This window comes from Lysinibacillus sp. OF-1 (assembly GCF_028356935.1).
Taxonomy (GTDB): domain Bacteria; phylum Bacillota; class Bacilli; order Bacillales_A; family Planococcaceae; genus Lysinibacillus; species Lysinibacillus fusiformis_D.
On sequence record NZ_CP102798.1, the window covers coordinates 896,952 to 915,924 of the forward strand.

Here is an 18,973-nt window from a genome sequence, read left to right on the forward strand (position 1 = left end):
AATATAACTGCATGAGTAGCTGTTTTTTATTAATTTTCTTCAATATCTTTACGGTTTTTCTTTAACATTTTAGACAGCATTTCATAGACAATTGGTACAACAACTAATGTTAATAGTGTTGAAGATAGTAAACCACCAATTACAGTAATAGCTAAGTCTTTCGAAATTAAACCACTGCCACCAGAACCAAGTGCCATTGGAATCATTGCCCCGATTGTGGCAATGGCTGTCATTAGGATTGGACGTAAACGTGTTGCTCCTGCTTCGAGGATCGCTTCACGCATGGCAAGACCATCATGTTCCATATGAATGATGCGGTCGACTAATACGATGGCATTGGTTACGACGATACCAATCAACATCAACAGACCCATCATTACAGATACAGAAATAGTTTGACCTGTAACGAATAAACCAATAAATGCTCCAATTACGGCGAATGGTAGGGAGAATAGAATAGCGAATGGAGCTAAACCTTCTCCAAATGTTACTACTAAGATGAAGTAAACAATGGCAATTGCCGCTAACATAGCAATACCAAGCTTAGTGAATGTTTCTTGCATATCGGCAGCAACACCCGCAACACCAGTTGTAACACCTTTTGGTAAATCTAATTTATCAATTTTCTTATCAGCAGCAGAAGTGGCTTTTGAAATATCGTCTCCGATAATCGTACCAGATACAGTTGCAAAGTATTCACCTTTTGAACGAGATAACGAGTTAAGTGTCGTACCTTCCTCGACATCAACTAATTCACCGATTGTCATGGTTGTGCCTAAAGCCGTTTTAATTTCAGTAGCTAAGACATCATCTAAGGAAGTAGCAGCTGCTTTAGCATCACGTTGAACGATCACATCAATATCTTTACCATCATTTTTAACGGTAGTTAATACTTCTTTTGTTGTATTCGAATTTAATGCCATCACGATTTGAGCTGTTGTTAAACCATATTGTAGGACATTTTTTTGTTCTACTTTTAGTACATGCTCTACGTATGGATCTTCGTTATCAGATTTAATATCTTCTAAGCCATCCACTTCTTTTAGGACACCTTCTACTTGTTTCACAGCATCTCGAAGTTTATCTAAGTCATCACTATATAATGTGTAGCTGACTTCGTTTGAAGACATAGACATAGAAGAGAAGTTTTGAGACTTCCATTCTCCTGATTGACCGATGTTGAATACATAGTCTTCTACTTCTTCACGAGCTTTAGGGAAGTCTTCCATATCTGGATCAAAGATAAGGTACATTAAGGCACCACCAGCGCCTCCACCCATCATCATTGCTGATGGATCAACATTATTTGCATCCGTTATGGAAACTTGTAAAATATTAACGTCTTTACGCTTCATTAATTCTTTTTCTACTTTTTCAACATTCGCTGCCGTTTCATCAGCTAGTTCTCCAGTTGAAGGAGTATACGTTAAGTACATTACTTTTTCTTCTTGTGATCCCATGAAACTAAAGCCAATAAGTGGTGTTAATGCAAGAGAACCAGCAAGTAGGGCAATCGCAATGATAGAAGTAATAATTTTGTGATTTAATGTTTTTTCTAAAATACCTCTGTACCAAGTAGCAAGTTTCCCAACTTCTTTATGTTGGCTTTCTGTTTTTTCACCGTATAATTTTTTACGGAATAAGAAGTGAGATAATGCAGGTACGATGGTGATAGCTACTAATAGTGATGCACCTAGTGCAAATGTCATTGTTAGGGCGAATGGCATGAATAATTCGCCTACCATACCACCTACGAAAATTAGTGGGGCAAATACCGCTACCGTTACTAATGTAGACGAAAGAATTGGTTTAAACATTTCAATCGTTGCTTCACGAATAAGGGCACGACCCGTAAGTTTTTCTTGTTTTAAGTGAATGCGTCGATAAATATTTTCAACAACTACGATCGAGTCATCGATCACACGCCCAATTGCGACGGTAATCGCTCCAAGTGTCATAATGTTGAGTGTGATATCCATCCAGTTTAATAGCAGTAATGCCATGAAGACAGAAACTGGGATAGAAATAATTGAAATAATAGTTGATTTGAAATCGCGTAGGAATAGTAAAATGATTAAGACTGCAATAGCGCCACCAAATACTGCTTTTTCGATCATTGTAAATACAGAATCTTCAATTGGGGCTCCTTGGTCAAGGGAAATATCTACATTTAAGCCGTCTAATCGTTTTTCTTCATCTTTAATAAGGTCTTTTACTGCATTAACAACTGTTACCGTATTCGCATCCTGACCTTTCACGATTTGAATGGCGATGGCATCTTGCCCATTTGTACGTGAAACAGATTGTACTTTACCTTCTACTTCAATTTTAGCAATATCACCTAGACGAACGAAAGGTGAAGGATTTGTAGCTGAAGGTGTAACTGGAATTAATAAATCTTTTAGCTCATCAACAGATTGTACTTTACCATCTACTGAAACAGCCTGTTCGCCAACAGTAAACTGATATAAACCAAGTGACAGTGACATATCACTTGCCTGAATCATTTGTTTAACTGTATCCTCCGTTAAACCAAGTGCAGCCATTTTTTCTTCATCATATTTAAATGATACTTGTTCAATGTGCTGACCTGTGATGGTCGCAGAGGCAACACCATCAATTTTTTCAATTTTTGGAAGTAACACGTCTTCTACTGTAGAAGTTAAGTCTACAATATCTTCCTTAGAGCTACTTACAGATAAAGCAACTACTGGCATCATGTTCATGCTAATCGCCATAATAGTAGGCTCTTGAGCACCTTCAGGTAGTTTAAGATTATCTAAAGCTGCTTCTAATTGACGTTTCTTCTCATCCATATCAATTCCGTAGTCGTATTCTACTTGAACTTGTGCTACGTTGGAAGAGGATGTTGAGTAAACAGCTTTCACATCTTCTAAGCTTTCTATGGATTTTTCAAATGGAATGGAAAGCTCATTCATTACTTGTTCAGGCGTTGCGCCAGGATATACTCCCATGACAATTAAATATGGGATTGAAATATCGGGTATTGATTCCATTTTCATTCTTGTACCGGAATAAATACCAGAGACAGTGATGATAATTGTTAGTAACCAAACTGCCAATTTGTTTTTTAATACGAAATTAACTAAACCTTTCACCTTCACACCTACCCTTTATTGACTATCTAAATTCAATTATTTATACTAATGACTAATCGGTCATTTGTCAACGAAATGCATTAGGAGAGATTTAAAAATATGTTAAAAAAGCAATTAATTATGGAGAAAGCGATAGAGCTATTTTCTGAACAGGGTTTTGAAGCTACGTCAGTTCAACAAATTACAGAACGCTGTGGAATTTCTAAAGGTGCATTTTATTTATCCTTCAAAACAAAAGATGAGCTCGTTATTTCAATGGTGGATTACTATTTACAGCAGTTCATTACAGATATTGACCAAGTAGTCAGAGGAACCTATAGTAAAGAAACCGTATTGGTTGAATTTTATAAAAGCATCTTTCAAGCATTCAAAGCACATTCTACATCTGCTCGTGTGTTCTTTAACGAAAAGGTCTTTCTAACAAAAAAAGAGCTATTTCATAAAATAACAGCGTATGAAGCAGAAATGTCGAAATCAATCATCTATATGCTTGAACAACTTTATCAGGATAAATTACAAGAAACGAAATATGATGTGATGTATTGTATAAAAGGATTTATGAAGAGTTATGCTGAGCTTTTTATTTTTTCAGATATGCCACTAGATTTAGAGCAATTGGCAAAATCTTTAGCAGAGAAGACAGATATTATTGCACACCATACAACCATTCCTTTTATTACAGCAGATCTTGTGCCATTTATTGCAAAACCTTGTGAACAAGATGTTTCAAAAGATGCTTTACTACAATTATTGGAGCAAAATATTGATCCTACTGAGGATCCTATTGTAAAAGAATCCCTTATGCTATTGAGACAAGAAATAGAAAATCCTACTTACAGTAAAGCCATCATTAAAGGGCTAATAGAAAATCTACGTCAAGACACAGCCTATCATTGGATTGCTTATGTAAGCGCAAAATACTTTAATATTTAAACTACTGGATAGAATTGTTCACGTTATGTAGGTGAACAATTCTATTTTTTAGTGGGTGAGTGAGGGGACAGATTGCCAAGCCTCTAACGCACTATTAAAAGGGACTTGAATCCATAATAGCCGTTCAAGAAAATCTTTGACTTCAATCGGTAATTTCAATTCTTGCTGCCAGGCTTGCTCTTTTCGTTTGCTTGGCTTGTAGTTTGAGTACAGTAAAAATAATAAAAAATGACCGACAAAATATAAATCGCTAATATGATTTTCTGCTCGTTTAGGATTTTCAATAGCAGAGAGGTCGATGTGCTTCTGATAAGTGGTAGCGAGACCAAAGTCAATAATATGCAATTGTTGATGGACTAGCAATATATTAGGAATACGTAAATCGCGATGAACAATACCATGATTGTGTAATTCAATAATTTGTTCTAAAAGTTGCTTTGTAATGGCAAGTGATTGAACAACTGTAAACTTGGCACCATCCTCAAAAATCAGTTGTTCAAAAGTTTGCCCATTGACATAGTCCATAATAAAAAATGGACTTTCTTGAATCGTTCCTGTTGAATGGATGGTAGGAACATAGGGCAGTGAAACTTGTTGGAGTATGTGTATTTCTTGTTTAAATTTTTGGATGGTTTTCTTGTGGTGACGGTGTTTGGGACGCAAGCATTTTAAGACAAATAGCTTTGATGAACAATCCTCAATCAAATATGCACGACCATATGCACCATAGCCAAGCAATTTTTTAAAAGAGAAGTTGGGATGTTTGGCAATGTAATGTGCTACAGCCTGATCGAAGCCTTTTTCGGATAGTCGCTTCCACCACATTAACTGCTAAAGAAACTCATTGAGCTGAAAAGACTACGTGAGCTTTTACGAGAGCCACGTTTATAATGCTTATGACCATAATAATTATGTCGTTTAGAATACTTGCGACGGCTACTTGATGAAGAATAACGACGTTTGGATTTACCATTGAGCAAGGAATGAAGAATTTTATCTAGCATAAAAAACGCTCCTTTAGATGTTGTTATAACTATATACGTAAAAATAAAAAAGGAGGTTTCAATATTTCAAAAATAAAAAAGAAGCTATGTAAACTTTACATAGCTTCTTCACAAGAGGTTAAACCTCCATAATAATCGGTAGAATCATTGGTCGACGTTTTGTCTTTTCGAATAGATACGGCCCTAAAACATCAGTTATTTCATTTTTCAATTCTGTCCATTGAGGTGTTTTGCCTTGAATCGTTGCATTCAGATGACGATTTAGCATTTTCTGTGCCTCGTTAATCATCGTACCTGATTCACGCATATAGACAAAGCCACGTGAAATGATGTCAGGACCTGAAACGATTTTTTGGTTTTCCATATCTACACTAACTACTACAATGACCAGACCTTCTTCAGAAAGGATGCGACGATCACGTAATACGATATTGCCGATGTCGCCAATACCATTACCATCAATATAAACATCTCCAGAAGGGATACGACCGGCAACATGCGCTTCATTGGCACTTAATGCCAACACATCACCGTTTTCCATCACAAATGTATTGTCGAGTGGAACATCGCAATCTTCTGCTAGATGTGTATGCATTTTTAACATACGGAATTCACCATGGATAGGCATAAAGAATTTAGGCTTCATTAAACGAAGCATCAGTTTTTGTTCTTCTTGTGAGCCGTGACCAGATGTATGGATATTGTTTAAAGCGCCGTGAATGACTTCTGCACCTGCGCGGAACAATAAATTGATAATTTTATTAACACTCACAGTATTACCTGGTACTGGGGAAGAAGAAAAGATAACCGTATCGCCAGGTTGTATTTGAATCTGACGGTGCGTACCATTGGCAATGCGTGATAGGGCTGCCATTGGTTCACCTTGAGAGCCTGTACATAAAATCATCACTTCGTTTGCAGGAAGTCGGTTGATACTTTGAGCATCGATAAATGTATCCTTTGGAGCGGTAATATAGCCAAGCTCACGACCAATGGTAATAGCATTGTCCATGGAGCGACCAAAGACAGCAATTTTTCTTCCGTATTTTATGGCAGCATCTGTGGCTTGCTGTAATCGGTGAATATTTGACGCAAATGTAGCAAAAATAATACGACTATCCACTTTACGGAAAATCTCATCGATACTCTTTCCAACTGTACGCTCTGACATTGTGAAATTAGGCTTTTCAGCGTTGGTACTATCTGATAGTAAGCAAAGCACGCCATCACGTCCAATTTCAGCCATCTTCGTTAAGTTGGCTGGCTCACCCACTGGTGTAAAATCAAATTTAAAGTCACCTGTGTGAACGATATTACCAGGTGGTGTTTTCACAACAACACCATATGCATCAGGGATACTGTGTGTTGTTCTAAAGAAGCTCACAGATGTTTTTCTAAATTTAATAACATCCTCTTCTTTAATTTCGATTAGCTTTGTTGTACGTAGCAAGCCATGTTCTTCTAATTTATTACGTAATAAGCCAAGTGCAAGCTTACCACCATAGACAGGGACATTTACTTGACGTAAAAGGTAGGGAATACCACCGATATGGTCCTCGTGTCCATGTGTAATAAACAGTCCTTTAATTTTGTCGACATTACGTACTAAGTACGTATAATCAGGAATAACATAGTCAATGCCGAGTAAATCATCTTCTGGAAATTTAATGCCAGCGTCAATTAAAATGATTTCATCTTGAAATTGAACGCCGTAAGTGTTTTTGCCGATTTCGCCCAGTCCGCCGAGCGCGAAAACAGCTGCTTGGTCATTTTTAACAAACTTCATGTTTGTTAAATTTCCTCCAAGACGAAGTTCGGGCTTGCTTGTTCGTACTCTAAATAGTTACCTTCAAGCAGTTGAACGAACTCGATGTTGTAGTTACGGTCTTTTAGCTTTTGACGTACTTCGCGTTCTGAAGCAGCTTCAAGGTATAGACTTTTAGTGTTTTCGCGAACTGGAATCTCATTTGCATTTTCTTGATAATAAACTTTGTAAATCATAGTTTGCTCTCCTTTAATTGCGTACAATTTTCTTGCACCTTTGACTACTACCACACACGTGCTACAAGAAAACAACGAATTTCCTTCATAAAGCCTTCATAAAGAAATGTACGTTTGTAATTCTTGTATCTCAAAGCTTCAGCTGTGCACTATGTTTTAAATTTATATAGGAAGTAGTGAGACAGTGGTTGCGTATAGCCAAATAAATGCATTTCCTTTATATTATCACGCAGTTCCTCTAAAATAAAGAAAAGCCCTTCAAATAATGAAGGGCAAATGTTAGGCAATTGATTTTTTTCCGAGTACGCCACGAAGTTGCTTCAACAATTTCCGTTTTAGTTTCTTCAGCATGGCACATCACTCCTTAGGATCATTATAATAAAAATTATTGTCTATGTAAAGTCATTTACCTTGAAAGGATGCTATTTATGGAAATGGTTAATAAAATGAACAAAATTTTGTTTTTTGATGTAGATGGTACGCTTTATAACAGTGAAAAAAAATTACCTGCATCTGCAAAAGAGGCGCTTTTGGCAGCACGTCGAAATGGCTATGAACTGGCAATTGCAACAGGACGAGCTCCGTTTATGATTGAGTCACTACTAGAAGAATTAGAAATTGATACGTATGTTACTTTCAATGGACAATATGTTGTATACAAGGGTGAAGTTGTCTATACAAATGGCATTGAAAAGGAAGAACTAGCAAAAATCATTGCCTTTGGTGAGGCTCGTAATGAACCAGTAGTATTTTTAGATGATAAACGTATGATTGCCTCTATTAACGATCATCATATGGTAGCTGAGAGCTTAGATACACTGAAATATCCATATCCAGCATTAGACTCTTCTTATTATATGCAGAACAATGTATATCAAACACTTATTTTTATGGAAGAAAAAGATGAATCTTTATATTGTGAGACATTCCCAAATGTTCAATTCATACGATGGCATCGCTATTCTTGTGATATTTTACCAAAAGGTGGCTCAAAGGCTGCTGGTATCGAAAAGGTGCTAGAAAGAATGGGCATCACTTTACAAGATGCTTTTGCTTTTGGAGATGGTATAAACGATATTGAAATGCTGCAAGCTGTTGGGACAAGTGTTGCCATGGGGAATGGTCATGAGAGAGTGAAGGCGGTGGCACATCATATTGCCGACCATGTAGATGAGGATGGTCTTGCAAAAATCATGCGCAAGCTAGTAATTATATAAAAAAACAACTAGTTGGAAAAATTTCAACTAGTTGTTTTTTTATTATGACTAGTTTTCCTCAATGTTGACGACTTTTATTTGAATGCTTTTATCGGAAAAATGCTGAATCGTCTTTTTAGAAAGTGCATTGTCTGTGATAATGACATCTATGTCAGTCAAAGGACAAACTTGAATCGCTACATCCTTATTAAATTTGGAGGAATCTGTAGCAACGTAAACTGTTTGGGAGATAGAGATAATTTGTTTTCTAGTAATTGCCTCATCCAAACTAAAATCAGAAATACCTTTTTCAATGGAAACGCCACTAGCACATATAAACGCTTTATTGATATTCAAATGTTCAAAGCGGAATAAAAACTCATTCGATGTCACTGATTTTTCGGAATGACGAACTTTACCACCGATTAGTATAACCTCAATATTAGAGCCGATTAGATCAAATGCTATAGGTAGTGAGTTTGTTACTACTGTTAATTTTTCCTTGTTCAATAAAAAGGGGGTCATTTGATAGGTAGTGGTTCCACTATCGACAAAAATACACTCCCCATTTTCCACGAGTGAGGCACAAGCTTTGGCAATGGCGATTTTCTCTGCTAACTGCTCATGAAGTCTTTGATCGATTATTCCCTCAACAGGCTCAATATATTTAATACCCCCATAAAACTTTTCAATTTTCTTATCATGCATCAGCTGTTGGACATCGCGGCGAATTGTTTCCATCGAAACATTAAATTCTTTTGTGAGTGTTACTAACTTAACAACCTTATGTTGTCTTACATACTGCAAAATTTGATGTTGTCTTTCTATCATATACATGTTATCACCTCTACTAGATATTTACTCAAAATAATCATAACTTTGTCAACACTTAGTCAGAATTTACTCAACATTTACACAAAAATGCATTTTCCTTTACAAATGGTCACTATACTAAAGCTAAGAACTGAGAGAGGTGACCAATTTGTTAGAGCTAAAAAATATCGCAAAAAGCTATAAAAATAAGAAAGTTTTAGTAGATATCAATGTAACCATCGAATCAGGTGAAATCATTTCGTTACTAGGGCCAAGTGGTTGTGGTAAAACTACCTTGCTCAATATCATCTTAGGGCTTGTAGATCAAACGGCTGGACAGCTTGTCTACAATGGACAAGATATATCCAAGCAGTCGATGCAAGAAAGAGGGTTTAATATTGTGTTTCAGGATTTTGCGTTATTTCCTCATTTAAATGCATACGACAATATCGTTTATGGTTTGAAAAATAAGAACGTGCAAATGTCCAAAGAGGAGATACAAGAATATATCGATTTTTTAGAGCTAACACCTCATCTGCAGAAAAAGATTCACGAATTATCTGGTGGGCAAAAACAACGAGTTTCCATTGCGAGGACACTTGTGATGCAGCCTAAAATACTATTGTTAGATGAGCCACTAAGTGCATTAGATGGCGTCATTAAGGAATCCATCAAGGAGCGTATTAAATCTATTGCCCGTGAATTTAAATTGACAACCATTATCGTGACACATGATCCAGAAGAAGCCCTCACATTATCTGATAAAGTCATGATTATTAATGAGGGAACAGTTGCTCAATTTGGTACACCTCATGAAATAGTAACAGCACCAAAAAATCAATTTATTGAGGATTTTATTTTAAGGCAGCTTCATATTAAGCGACATAACATCTATCAATTGTTTGGAGAAACATATGCTTAAAACGAATAAAATGATGAAATTGATTTTTCTACCGATTCTTATTTTTTTCCTATTCTTTTTAATTGTGCCATTACTTTATATGTTTTGGCAGTCTTTCAAAATAGGAAATGTGGTGACCATTCAAAATTATATAGATGCTTTACAAAATACCGAAATTCGAGAAGCCTTTATCAATAGCTTTAAAGTTTCTTTTGTAGCCTCAGTGATTACAACCATTTTAGCTTTTTTATTGGCCTATGCTGTTCATTTTACAACGATGCATCGCCATGCGAAAAAGCTTGTGCAAATAGGCATTACTTTGCCCATGCTTCTGCCAACCATCACCTATGGTTTTGTGCTGATTTATACATTTGGTAATCAAGGAATTCTAACGAAATTAGTGGGGCAACCCCTTTTTACAATTTACGGGTACAACGGTTTGGTGCTTGGTTACGTTTTATACACATTGCCAGTCGCTTTTATTTTAATGCAAAACTCCATGCAATATATCGACAAACGATTTTTACTGGTTTCCATGTTAATGCATGATCATTCACTTCGTCGCTTTTATCATACTGTATTCCGTCCAATGTTAGGTACGATTGGTGGTGCTTTTATTTTAACGTTTATTTTAAGCTTCACAGACTTTGGTATACCCGCATCTGTTGGTGGAAATTACACAGTGATTGCCACTGAACTTTATCAAGCGATGTTAGGCTCCATTGTCCATTTTGAGCGTGGCGCAGTGATATCAGTGTTAATGCTAGTACCTGCCGTACTTGGTGTTGCCCTATTAACAATTTTAGAGCGTTTCAATTTTCACTATAAACAAGGTGGGCGAAGTGACCTTGTAAAGCATCGTCTGCGTGACACGTTGTTTACTATTTATTCAATTGTCTGTGTGACGATCGTATTCATCATTTTTGTAACGATGTTTATTGTGCCTTTTACGAAAGGCTATCCATATAACTTCAGCTTTACATTAGAGCATGTTCAAAATGTACTAGCAGAGAAGGATTTAATAAAGGTATATGTCAATTCTCTTATCGTGGCAGTATTAACGGCTATATTAGGCGTGGTCATTACATTTCTGTCAGCGCTACTCAATGTTCGAACACCGTTAAAAGGAAGAAAAAGCTTAGATGTAGCCTCCATGATTACAAATACAGTACCAGGAATGGTGCTTGGATTGTCCTACTTGTTTTTCTTTAATGGAAGTTCATTAAAAGGTACATTTTTCATCATTGTTGCATGTAATATTGTCCATTTTTTTACGACACCTTATTTAATGGCGAAAAATTCATTACAAAAGATGGACCCTACATGGGAAGTGACAGCTGAGCTATTAAAGGATTCTTGGTTAAAAACCGTTAGACGAATTATTTTGCCGAATATTAGACCGACGATTTATCAAATGTTTAGTTACTTTTTTTTAAATGCTATGGTCACGGTTAGTGGTGTTATTTTCCTTGTCAGCACGAAGACAATGCTTGTCTCAACACGCATCAAAGAGCTTCAGCATTTCGCAAAGTACACCGATATTTTTGTACTATCGATATTTATTTTATGTACAAACCTCATTGTGAAATTAGGTTGTGATTATATAACAGCACATAAAGAAAAAGCGGAGGAGATATCAAAATGAACAAGTCAACAAGCATGATGTTAGGGACAATTAGTGCAGCGGCGGTTGTTTTAGCTGCGTGTGGAGGGGCTGCAGCTGATTCCAAAGAGCAAGTCATTATTTATTCAAATGCTGATGATGAAGCAATTGAAGTAATGGAATCCACATTAGATGATAAGGGCTATCAAGGGAAGTATTTAATCCAATCATTCGGTACTTCTGAGTTAGGTGGCAAAATGATGGCAGAAGGGACAGATATTGAAGCAGATGTTGTCACGATGGCTTCCTATTTTATAGAAAGTGCTCAAACCTCTAAAGCCATGTTTGTAGATATTTCTTCGGACTTAAAGCCACTTGATGGAGGAGTTACATATGCACTGCCGATTTTAGGCAATGTTGGCTCCATCTTTATTAATACAGAGGTATTGCAACAAAAAGGGCTAGCAATACCGAAATCGATTAAGGATTTGACAGACCCTGCTTACAAGGAATTAGTATCCTTCCCAAATATTATGGATTCCTCAACAGGCTGGCTTTTAGTACAAGCCATTATAAAGGAATATGGTGACGATGAAGGACAAAAGGTGTTAGCTGATTTAATTAAAAATGCTGGCCCACATATTGAAAGCTCAGGTTCTGGCCCTATCAAAAAGGTGAAAACTGGTGAGGTTGCTGCAGGCTTTGGTTTACGTATTCAAGCGATTGATGCTAAAAACGAAGGATTGCCAATTGAATATATTGACCCGACAGAAGGAAACTTCACTTTAACGGAATCTGTGGCTGTTGTGGATAAAGAAGGTGATGAGGCTTTAGCTAAAGAAATGGCAAAGGTGATCGCAACGGAGGCTCGCAGTGGTTTATTGGAGCAATATCCTGTAGCTCTATATGAAGGGGAACAGGTAAAGGATGAGTATGTTCCAGCTTATTTAAAAAAATGGGATACAACATTAACGGTTGATTTATTAGAAAAACATCAAGCCTTCTTTAAAGAAGCGCAGCGATAAGGAGTTATAGCAGATGAGTAACTATAAATTATTGACACCAGGACCATTGACAACAACTGAAGCGGTAAAACAGGAAATGTTAAAAGATCGTTGTACATGGGATGACGACTATAAAAATGTGACACAAGTGATTCGCAAGCAACTTTTAGCGTTAGCTCATGTCGAGGAGCCTGAATATACTACGGTGCTTATGCAAGGAAGTGGAAGCTTTGTCGTAGAGTCTGTACTAACAACTGCGATTGGTGATAACGATAAAGTACTAATTCTAACAAATGGTGCTTATGGTGAGCGAATTGTTGAAATGGCTAACGTTTTAAAGTTACAACATGTTGTTTATAGTGTCCCTTACGATGAACAGCCATCCTCATTAGAAGTTCAAGCTTTTCTTGAAAAAGATGCAAGTATTACACATGTAGCCGTAGTGCATTGTGAGACAACTACTGGTATTTTAAATCCAATAAAAGAAATAGGAGAAGTTGTTCATTTATTCGATAAAACGTTTATCGTGGATGCGATGAGTAGCTTTGGTGGTGTACCGATGGATGTATCCAATTTGCATATTGATTTTTGCATTAGTAGTGCCAATAAATGTATTCAAGGTGTGCCAGGTTTTGGATTTGTTATCGCGAACACAAAAGCTTTAGAAAAATGTAAAGGACAAGCCCGTAGCGTAGCATTAGACTTGTATAGCCAATGGGAAGTGATGAAGCAAGATGGAAAGTGGCGTTTCACATCACCTACTCATGTAGTGGCAGCTTTTGCGAAGGCGCTTGAGGAGTTAATCGATGAAGGTGGAATCGATGCCCGCCATAAGCGCTATGCGCATAATAATCATATACTTCGCTCTCGTTTGTCAGTGCTTGGGTTTGAAGCGTACGTTTCAAAAGAGCTTCAATCACCTATTATTACAACATTTTTATTCCCACACAACGAGTTTACTTTTGAGCATTTTTATCAGGAAATGAAAAAAGAGGGTTTTGTCATCTATCCTGGTAAGTTGACTGATGTGGATACATTCCGTATTGGCAATATTGGTGATATTCATGAGGAAGATATGCTGACGTTATGTGAGGTTATAGAAAATTATATGGTGGTGAAAACGAATGAAAATTGAAACGGTTATTTTGGATTGGGCAGGAACAGCAGTAGATTTTGGTTGCTTTGCCCCTGTAAATGTTTTTTTAACAATTTTTGAAGATGCAGGTGTCACAGTTACACTGGAAGAGGCTCGTAAACCAATGGGGATGCTGAAAATTGACCATATCCGTACGATGCTGGAAATGCCAAGAATTGCTGAAGGATGGCAACGTGTGCATGGACAAGCCTTTACAGAAGAAAATGTAAGTGCATTATACAAGCAGTTCGAAACAAAGTTAATGGAATCGTTGGCAACTTATACAGATCCTATCCAGCATGTGAAAGCGACCGTACAGCAATTGAGAGAAGCGGGAATTCGAATTGGCTCAACGACAGGCTATACTGATTCCATGATGGAAGTAGTGACAAGACATGCAGCTGACAAGGGTTATCAACCTGATTTTCTCGTAACACCTACACAGATAGGGGATAAAGGACGACCATACCCATTCATGATTTTTAAAAATATGGAGGCATTAGGGTCAAAAGCAACAAAGCAAGTTGTGAAGGTTGGCGATACAACCTCAGATATAATGGAGGCCTTGAATGCAGGTGTTTGGGCTGTTGGTGTTATTATTGGAAGTTCAGAAATGGGACTTTCCGAAGCAGAGTTCCAAGCATTAACTGCTGAAGAACAACAGCAAGTGATAGCGAAAACGAAATGCATTTTTGAAGAAACTGGCGCTCATTATACGATTGAAACTATGGCAGAGCTACCTGCGTTAATTGAAACGATTAATGAACGTATAACTAGAATATAAACAAAACAAACCTCGGCAGATGTGGATAACTGCCGAGGTTTGTTTTTAGTCTCGCTCATATGGGATTGAATCTGGTATTTCGGCAAATGGATTTTTTTCATTAATTCGGTCATAAAACATAACACCATTCAGATGGTCTAATTCATGCTGAAATGCAATAGCCGGCAATCCTTTAAGGCGCATCTTTTTCTCTTCACCATCAATTGTTTTAAATTTTACTGTGATGCGTGCATGACGTGGCACATACCCAGGAATATTACGATCAACAGAAAGACATCCTTCTCCTGCTGATAGGTATGTGTTTTCGACAGAGTGGCTAACGATCTTTGGATTAATGGCCACAAAGCTTAATTGTTCGCCAGCCTCATCTTTTAAATGAAGGGCAAACATACGCTGTAAGCAATTTACCTGATTGGCAGCTAAGCCAATGCCACTACGCAAATTATATTTTTCGGCCATTTCAGGATCTTGGCTGTTGATTAAATATTGAAGCATATCCTCTGCAAGCTTTCTTGTTTCATCAGTTAAAGGGAATTTAACTTCCTCTGCTTTTGTGCGTAAAGTCGGATGACCTTCGCGGATAATATCATCCATTAAAATCATATAGTAATCTTCCTTTCAACTTTGTAGTGCCTTATTAATAAGTATACATCACGTCTTAAAACAATCACATGAAAAAAGACCTTATTTGAATATACTCAAAAAATTTTTCTAATGCTATTAGATTTTCGAGAATGGGGTATTCTACTAGGGGAAAAGCTGTGAGAAAACGTATGAGCTGTACGGTGTAAATAAGGTGTTGTAATACAGAATTTGAATATTACTGATACAGTATAGGACAGCAATGTTTGATTGTTATTCTAGAAAAAATCTTTGTATAGAGCAGTAATAGATGATTGACCGACAGTATTTTATTCAGTATACTGAATTTCAAGAATAAGTTGTACTAGTTAAAAAGGTGATTTATTTTAATACAGCTGAAAGGGAGATGTGACAAATGAGCAAGAAAAACAATAATATTTTTGATGCTAAACAAACGCTAACTGAAATCGAAGATAAGTTTGAAATGTTTCAAATTTTGAATGAAGAAGGCGAAATTATAAATAAAGAGGCAGATCCACAATTATCAGATGAGGAACTAGTTGAACTAATGACACGTATGGTTTATACACGTATTTTAGATCAACGTTCAATCTCACTAAACCGTCAAGGTCGTTTAGGCTTCTACGCGCCGACTGCTGGTCAAGAAGCTTCGCAACTTGCTTCTCATTTTGCGTTAGAACAAGAAGATTGGATTTTACCAGGTTACCGTGATGTACCACAAATTGTATGGCATGGCTTACCTTTAGATAAAGCGTTTTTATTCTCTCGTGGACATTTTATGGGGAACCAAGTACCTGAGGGTGTAAATGTTCTAGCACCACAAATTATTATCGGTGCTCAATATATCCAAGCAGCAGGTGTTGCACTAGGTATACAAAAGCGTGGGAAAAAAGCTGTTGCAGTAACTTATACTGGTGACGGTGGTTCTTCTCAAGGCGATTTCTATGAAGGAATTAACTTTGCAGGTGCGTTTAAATCACCAGCAATCTTCATCGTACAAAATAACCAATATGCAATTTCAACACCTCGTGAATTGCAAACAGCTGCTAAAACAATTGCACAAAAAGGTGTGGCAGCTGGTTTACCAAGTATTTTAGTAGATGGAATGGATGCGCTTGCAGTTTATGTAGCAACGCGTGATGCACGTGAGCGCGCAGTTAATGGTGAAGGTCCAACATTAATTGAAACAATGTGTTACCGTTATGGTCCTCATACAATGGCTGGGGATGACCCAACACGTTACCGTACATCTGATACAGATAATGAATGGGCACAAAAAGATCCACTTGTTCGCTTCCGTAAATACCTAGAAGCAAAAGGTTTATGGGATGAAAAGAAAGAAGAAGCAGTAATCGAACGTGCAAAAGAAGAAATTAAAGAAGCAATTAAAAAAGCAGATGCTGCTCCAAAACAAAAAGTAACAGAATTAATGGAAAACATGTATAAAGGCGAAATGCCATCTAATTTAAAAGAACAGTATGAAATCTATAAAGAGAAGGAGTCGAAATAACCTATGGCACAAATGACGATGATTCAAGCAATTACAGATGCACTTCGCACAGAATTAAAGAATGATGAAAACGTTCTTGTATTCGGGGAAGATGTAGGTGTCAACGGTGGGGTATTCCGCGCGACAGAAGGCCTACAAAAAGAATTTGGGGTTGATCGCGTTTTTGATACACCATTAGCAGAATCAGGTATTGGTGGCTTAGCAATCGGTCTTTCTCTTCAAGGATTCCGTCCAGTTCCTGAAATTCAATTCTTCGGTTTCGTTTATGAAGTAATGGATTCAATCAGTGGTCAATTAGCACGTATGAGCTACCGTAGTGGTGGGGTATATAATGCACCAGTAACAATCCGTTCACCATTTGGTGGTGGTGTGCACACACCTGAAATGCACTCTGATAGCTTAGAAAGCTTAATGACAGCACAACCAGGATTAACAGTTGTTGTTCCATCAACACCATATGATGCAAAAGGTTTACTTATTTCATCTATCCGTAATGACAACCCAGTTATTTTCTTAGAGCATTTAAAACTATACCGTTCATTCCGTGAAGAAGTACCTGAAGAAGCATACGAAATTCCACTAGGAAAAGCAGATGTAAAACGTGAAGGTACTGATTTAACAATTGTTGCTTACGGTTTAATGGTTCATGAAAGCTTAAAGGCTGCTGAAGAACTAGAAAAAGAAGGACATTCTGTAGAGGTCATTGATCTACGTACAATTCAACCGATCGATGTGGAAACAATTATCGCATCAGTTGAAAAAACAGGTCGTGCAATCGTTGTCCAAGAAGCTCAAAAACAAGCAGGTATCGCTGCAAACGTAGTAGCAGAAATTACAGAGCGCGCAATTTTAAGCTTAGAAGCTCCTGTTCTTCGTGTGGCTGCACCAGATACTGTGTACCCATTCCCACAAGCTGAAGGTGTTTGGTTACCAAACTACAAAGATGTAATGGAAACAGCGAAAAAAGTTTTAACATTCTAATAAAGCTTCTAAACTTGAACAACAGTAACTAGAAAGGATGGGTACACATGGCATTTGAATTCAGATTACCGGATATTGGCGAGGGAATTCACGAAGGCGAAATCGTGAAATGGTTCGTTAAAGCTGGAGATACAGTAAAAGAAGACGATATTCTTTGTGAAGTCCAAAATGATAAAGCGGTAGTAGAAATTCCTTCACCAGTTGAAGGAACAGTTGAGGAAGTTTTAGTAGGAGAAGGAACAGTTGCTGTAGTTGGCGATGTCCTAATCCGTTTGGATGCACCTGGCTATGAGGACATAAAGCTAAAAGGTGATCATCATGCTGAAGAAAAAACAGAAGCACAAGTTCAGGCAACTGCAGAGTCTGGTCAGGACGTAGAGAAAGCTCCTGCTAAAGAGGAGAAGGCACCAGAAAAAGCTCCTGAAAAAGTGGAGACAGTGATTGATGAAACAAAACGTGTGATTGCAATGCCTTCTGTACGTAAATTTGCACGTGATAAAGATGTTAACATCCGTGAAGTGAAGGGTACAGGTAAAAATGGTCGAATCTTAAAAGAAGATATTGAAAACTTCTTAAAAGGTGGTGGCTCTGTAGAGGCTGATACGGCAACTGTTGAAACAGTTGATGCAACAGTTCAGCAAGAGGCAGCAGCTCCAGCAGCACCTGTAGTTCTTGAAGGGGAATTCCCAGAGACTCGTGAGAAAATGTCTGGTATTCGAAAAGCGATTGCAAAAGCAATGGTACACTCGAAACAAACAGCTCCGCATGTTACACTTATGGATGAAGTCGATGTAACAGCTCTTGTAGCACATCGTAAAAAATTCAAAGATATCGCTGCTGAAAAAGGTGTCAAATTAACATATTTACCATATGTAGTAAAAGCACTTATTTCAACTTTACGCGAGTTCCCTGAATTTAACCGCTCATTAGATGATGCAACGCAAGAAATTATTCAAAAGCATTACTATAATATTGGTATTGCTGCTGATACTGAAAGAGGCCTATTAGTACCCGTTATTAAGCATGCAGATCGCAAATCTGTATTTGCAGTGTCTAATGAAATCAATGAGTTAGCGACGAAAGCCCGTGAAGGCAAGCTTGCGCCACATGAAATGAAAGGTGCTTCCATGTCCATTACGAATATTGGCTCTGCGGGAGGACAATGGTTCACGCCAGTAATTAATCATCCTGAAGTAGCTATACTAGGTATTGGTCGAATTTCAGAAAAACCTGTAATAAAAAATGGTGAAATTGTAGCCGCACCTGTGTTAGCATTATCATTGAGCTTTGATCATCGTATGATCGATGGAGCCACTGCACAAAATGCTTTAAATCACTTAAAGCGTTTGTTAAGTGAGCCAGAATTATTATTAATGGAGGCGTAAC

16 protein-coding genes are annotated in these 18,973 nt (G+C 37.4%); 10 read left to right on the forward strand and 6 right to left on the reverse strand.

The annotated features are described in order from the left end of the window. Positions 1-29: 29 nt before the first annotated feature. The gene (locus NV349_RS04140) at positions 30-3,119 is read right to left on the reverse strand and encodes an efflux RND transporter permease subunit (RefSeq protein ID WP_058843430.1); all 3,090 of its coding nucleotides are present in this window, start codon (positions 3,117-3,119) and stop codon (positions 30-32) included. 99 nt (positions 3,120-3,218) lie between these two features. On the opposite strand from NV349_RS04140, the gene NV349_RS04145 reads away from it, so the two are divergent. Next, a complete protein-coding gene (locus tag NV349_RS04145) occupies positions 3,219-4,052 on the forward strand; it encodes a TetR/AcrR family transcriptional regulator (protein ID WP_036125506.1) in 834 nt (277 codons plus the stop codon). 48 nt (positions 4,053-4,100) lie between these two features. Here NV349_RS04145 and NV349_RS04150 read toward each other — a convergent pair whose 3' ends face one another. The 3 genes from NV349_RS04150 to NV349_RS04160 form a co-directional block, all read right to left on the reverse strand. Next, positions 4,101-4,877: a serine/threonine-protein kinase gene (locus NV349_RS04150; protein ID WP_271912466.1), complete on the reverse strand. Its 777-nt coding sequence runs from the start codon at positions 4,875-4,877 to the stop codon at positions 4,101-4,103. 297 nt (positions 4,878-5,174) lie between these two features. After that, positions 5,175-6,842: a ribonuclease J1 gene (rnjA, locus tag NV349_RS04155; RefSeq protein ID WP_036125500.1), complete on the reverse strand. Its 1,668-nt coding sequence runs from the start codon at positions 6,840-6,842 to the stop codon at positions 5,175-5,177. A 5-nt stretch (positions 6,843-6,847) separates the two neighbouring features. Continuing rightward, positions 6,848-7,057 (reverse strand): DNA-dependent RNA polymerase subunit epsilon, encoded by a 210-nt coding sequence (locus tag NV349_RS04160; RefSeq protein ID WP_012293082.1) that lies wholly within the window; start codon positions 7,055-7,057, stop codon positions 6,848-6,850. A 446-nt stretch (positions 7,058-7,503) separates the two neighbouring features. On the opposite strand from NV349_RS04160, the gene NV349_RS04165 reads away from it, so the two are divergent. Then, entirely contained in the window at positions 7,504-8,274 is a 771-nt protein-coding gene (locus NV349_RS04165; protein ID WP_271913533.1) for a Cof-type HAD-IIB family hydrolase, read from the forward strand. 48 nt (positions 8,275-8,322) lie between these two features. On the opposite strand, the gene NV349_RS04170 is transcribed toward NV349_RS04165, so the two are convergent. Continuing rightward, positions 8,323-9,090 carry a DeoR/GlpR family DNA-binding transcription regulator gene (locus NV349_RS04170; protein WP_244504794.1) on the reverse strand — a complete coding sequence of 256 codons (768 nt, stop codon included), beginning with the start codon at positions 9,088-9,090 and terminating at the stop codon, positions 8,323-8,325. Between the two features lie 145 nt (positions 9,091-9,235). Between NV349_RS04170 and NV349_RS04175 the strand changes: the two genes are divergently transcribed. The 5 genes from NV349_RS04175 to phnX are packed head-to-tail and all read left to right on the forward strand — an operon-like array spanning position 9,236 to position 14,493. Beyond that, positions 9,236-9,988 carry an ABC transporter ATP-binding protein gene (locus NV349_RS04175; RefSeq protein WP_058843433.1) on the forward strand — a complete coding sequence of 251 codons (753 nt, stop codon included), beginning with the start codon at positions 9,236-9,238 and terminating at the stop codon, positions 9,986-9,988. Continuing rightward, a complete protein-coding gene (locus NV349_RS04180) occupies positions 9,981-11,612 on the forward strand; it encodes an ABC transporter permease (protein ID WP_271912467.1) in 1,632 nt (543 codons plus the stop codon). The genes NV349_RS04175 and NV349_RS04180 overlap by 8 nt, the downstream gene beginning before the upstream one ends. Next, the gene (locus NV349_RS04185) at positions 11,609-12,595 is read left to right on the forward strand and encodes an extracellular solute-binding protein (RefSeq protein WP_271912468.1); all 987 of its coding nucleotides are present in this window, start codon (positions 11,609-11,611) and stop codon (positions 12,593-12,595) included. Before NV349_RS04180 ends, NV349_RS04185 begins: the two co-directional genes overlap by 4 nt. Positions 12,596-12,608: 13 nt before the next feature. Further along, the gene (locus NV349_RS04190) at positions 12,609-13,709 is read left to right on the forward strand and encodes a 2-aminoethylphosphonate--pyruvate transaminase (protein WP_271912469.1); all 1,101 of its coding nucleotides are present in this window, start codon (positions 12,609-12,611) and stop codon (positions 13,707-13,709) included. Beyond that, positions 13,699-14,493, forward strand: a complete 795-nt coding sequence (phnX, locus tag NV349_RS04195; protein ID WP_271912470.1) for a phosphonoacetaldehyde hydrolase — start codon at positions 13,699-13,701, stop codon at positions 14,491-14,493. The genes NV349_RS04190 and phnX overlap by 11 nt, the downstream gene beginning before the upstream one ends. 45 nt (positions 14,494-14,538) lie before the next feature. On the opposite strand, the gene def is transcribed toward phnX, so the two are convergent. Then, positions 14,539-15,096, reverse strand: coding sequence for a peptide deformylase (gene def, locus NV349_RS04200; protein WP_036125484.1), 558 nt, complete (start codon positions 15,094-15,096; stop codon positions 14,539-14,541). A gap of 394 nt (positions 15,097-15,490) precedes the next feature. Between def and pdhA the strand changes: the two genes are divergently transcribed. The 3 genes from pdhA to NV349_RS04215 are packed head-to-tail and all read left to right on the forward strand — an operon-like array spanning position 15,491 to position 18,972. Next, the gene (gene pdhA / locus NV349_RS04205; RefSeq protein ID WP_058843438.1) at positions 15,491-16,606 is read left to right on the forward strand and encodes a pyruvate dehydrogenase (acetyl-transferring) E1 component subunit alpha; all 1,116 of its coding nucleotides are present in this window, start codon (positions 15,491-15,493) and stop codon (positions 16,604-16,606) included. Positions 16,607-16,609: 3 nt separating this feature from the next. Then, the gene (locus NV349_RS04210; RefSeq protein ID WP_036125477.1) at positions 16,610-17,587 is read left to right on the forward strand and encodes an alpha-ketoacid dehydrogenase subunit beta; all 978 of its coding nucleotides are present in this window, start codon (positions 16,610-16,612) and stop codon (positions 17,585-17,587) included. Between the two features lie 47 nt (positions 17,588-17,634). Then, positions 17,635-18,972 (forward strand): dihydrolipoamide acetyltransferase family protein, encoded by a 1,338-nt coding sequence (locus NV349_RS04215; protein WP_271912471.1) that lies wholly within the window; start codon positions 17,635-17,637, stop codon positions 18,970-18,972. The last annotated feature ends 1 nt before the right edge of the window (position 18,973 follow it).

Coding starts and splice junctions, on each gene's coding strand:
- NV349_RS04145 (WP_036125506.1), top strand. CDS start 3,219: ATGTTAAAAAAGCAATTAATTATGGAGAAAGCGATAGAGCTATTTTCT.
- NV349_RS04150 (WP_271912466.1), bottom strand. CDS start 4,877: ATGTGGTGGAAGCGACTATCCGAAAAAGGCTTCGATCAGGCTGTAGCA.
- rnjA (WP_036125500.1), bottom strand. CDS start 6,842: ATGAAGTTTGTTAAAAATGACCAAGCAGCTGTTTTCGCGCTCGGCGGA.
- NV349_RS04160 (WP_012293082.1), bottom strand. CDS start 7,057: ATGATTTACAAAGTTTATTATCAAGAAAATGCAAATGAGATTCCAGTT.
- NV349_RS04165 (WP_271913533.1), top strand. CDS start 7,504: ATGAACAAAATTTTGTTTTTTGATGTAGATGGTACGCTTTATAACAGT.
- NV349_RS04170 (WP_244504794.1), bottom strand. CDS start 9,090: ATGTATATGATAGAAAGACAACATCAAATTTTGCAGTATGTAAGACAA.
- NV349_RS04180 (WP_271912467.1), top strand. CDS start 9,981: ATGCTTAAAACGAATAAAATGATGAAATTGATTTTTCTACCGATTCTT.
- NV349_RS04185 (WP_271912468.1), top strand. CDS start 11,609: ATGAACAAGTCAACAAGCATGATGTTAGGGACAATTAGTGCAGCGGCG.
- NV349_RS04190 (WP_271912469.1), top strand. CDS start 12,609: ATGAGTAACTATAAATTATTGACACCAGGACCATTGACAACAACTGAA.
- phnX (WP_271912470.1), top strand. CDS start 13,699: ATGAAAATTGAAACGGTTATTTTGGATTGGGCAGGAACAGCAGTAGAT.
- def (WP_036125484.1), bottom strand. CDS start 15,096: ATGATTTTAATGGATGATATTATCCGCGAAGGTCATCCGACTTTACGC.
- pdhA (WP_058843438.1), top strand. CDS start 15,491: ATGAGCAAGAAAAACAATAATATTTTTGATGCTAAACAAACGCTAACT.
- NV349_RS04210 (WP_036125477.1), top strand. CDS start 16,610: ATGGCACAAATGACGATGATTCAAGCAATTACAGATGCACTTCGCACA.
- NV349_RS04215 (WP_271912471.1), top strand. CDS start 17,635: ATGGCATTTGAATTCAGATTACCGGATATTGGCGAGGGAATTCACGAA.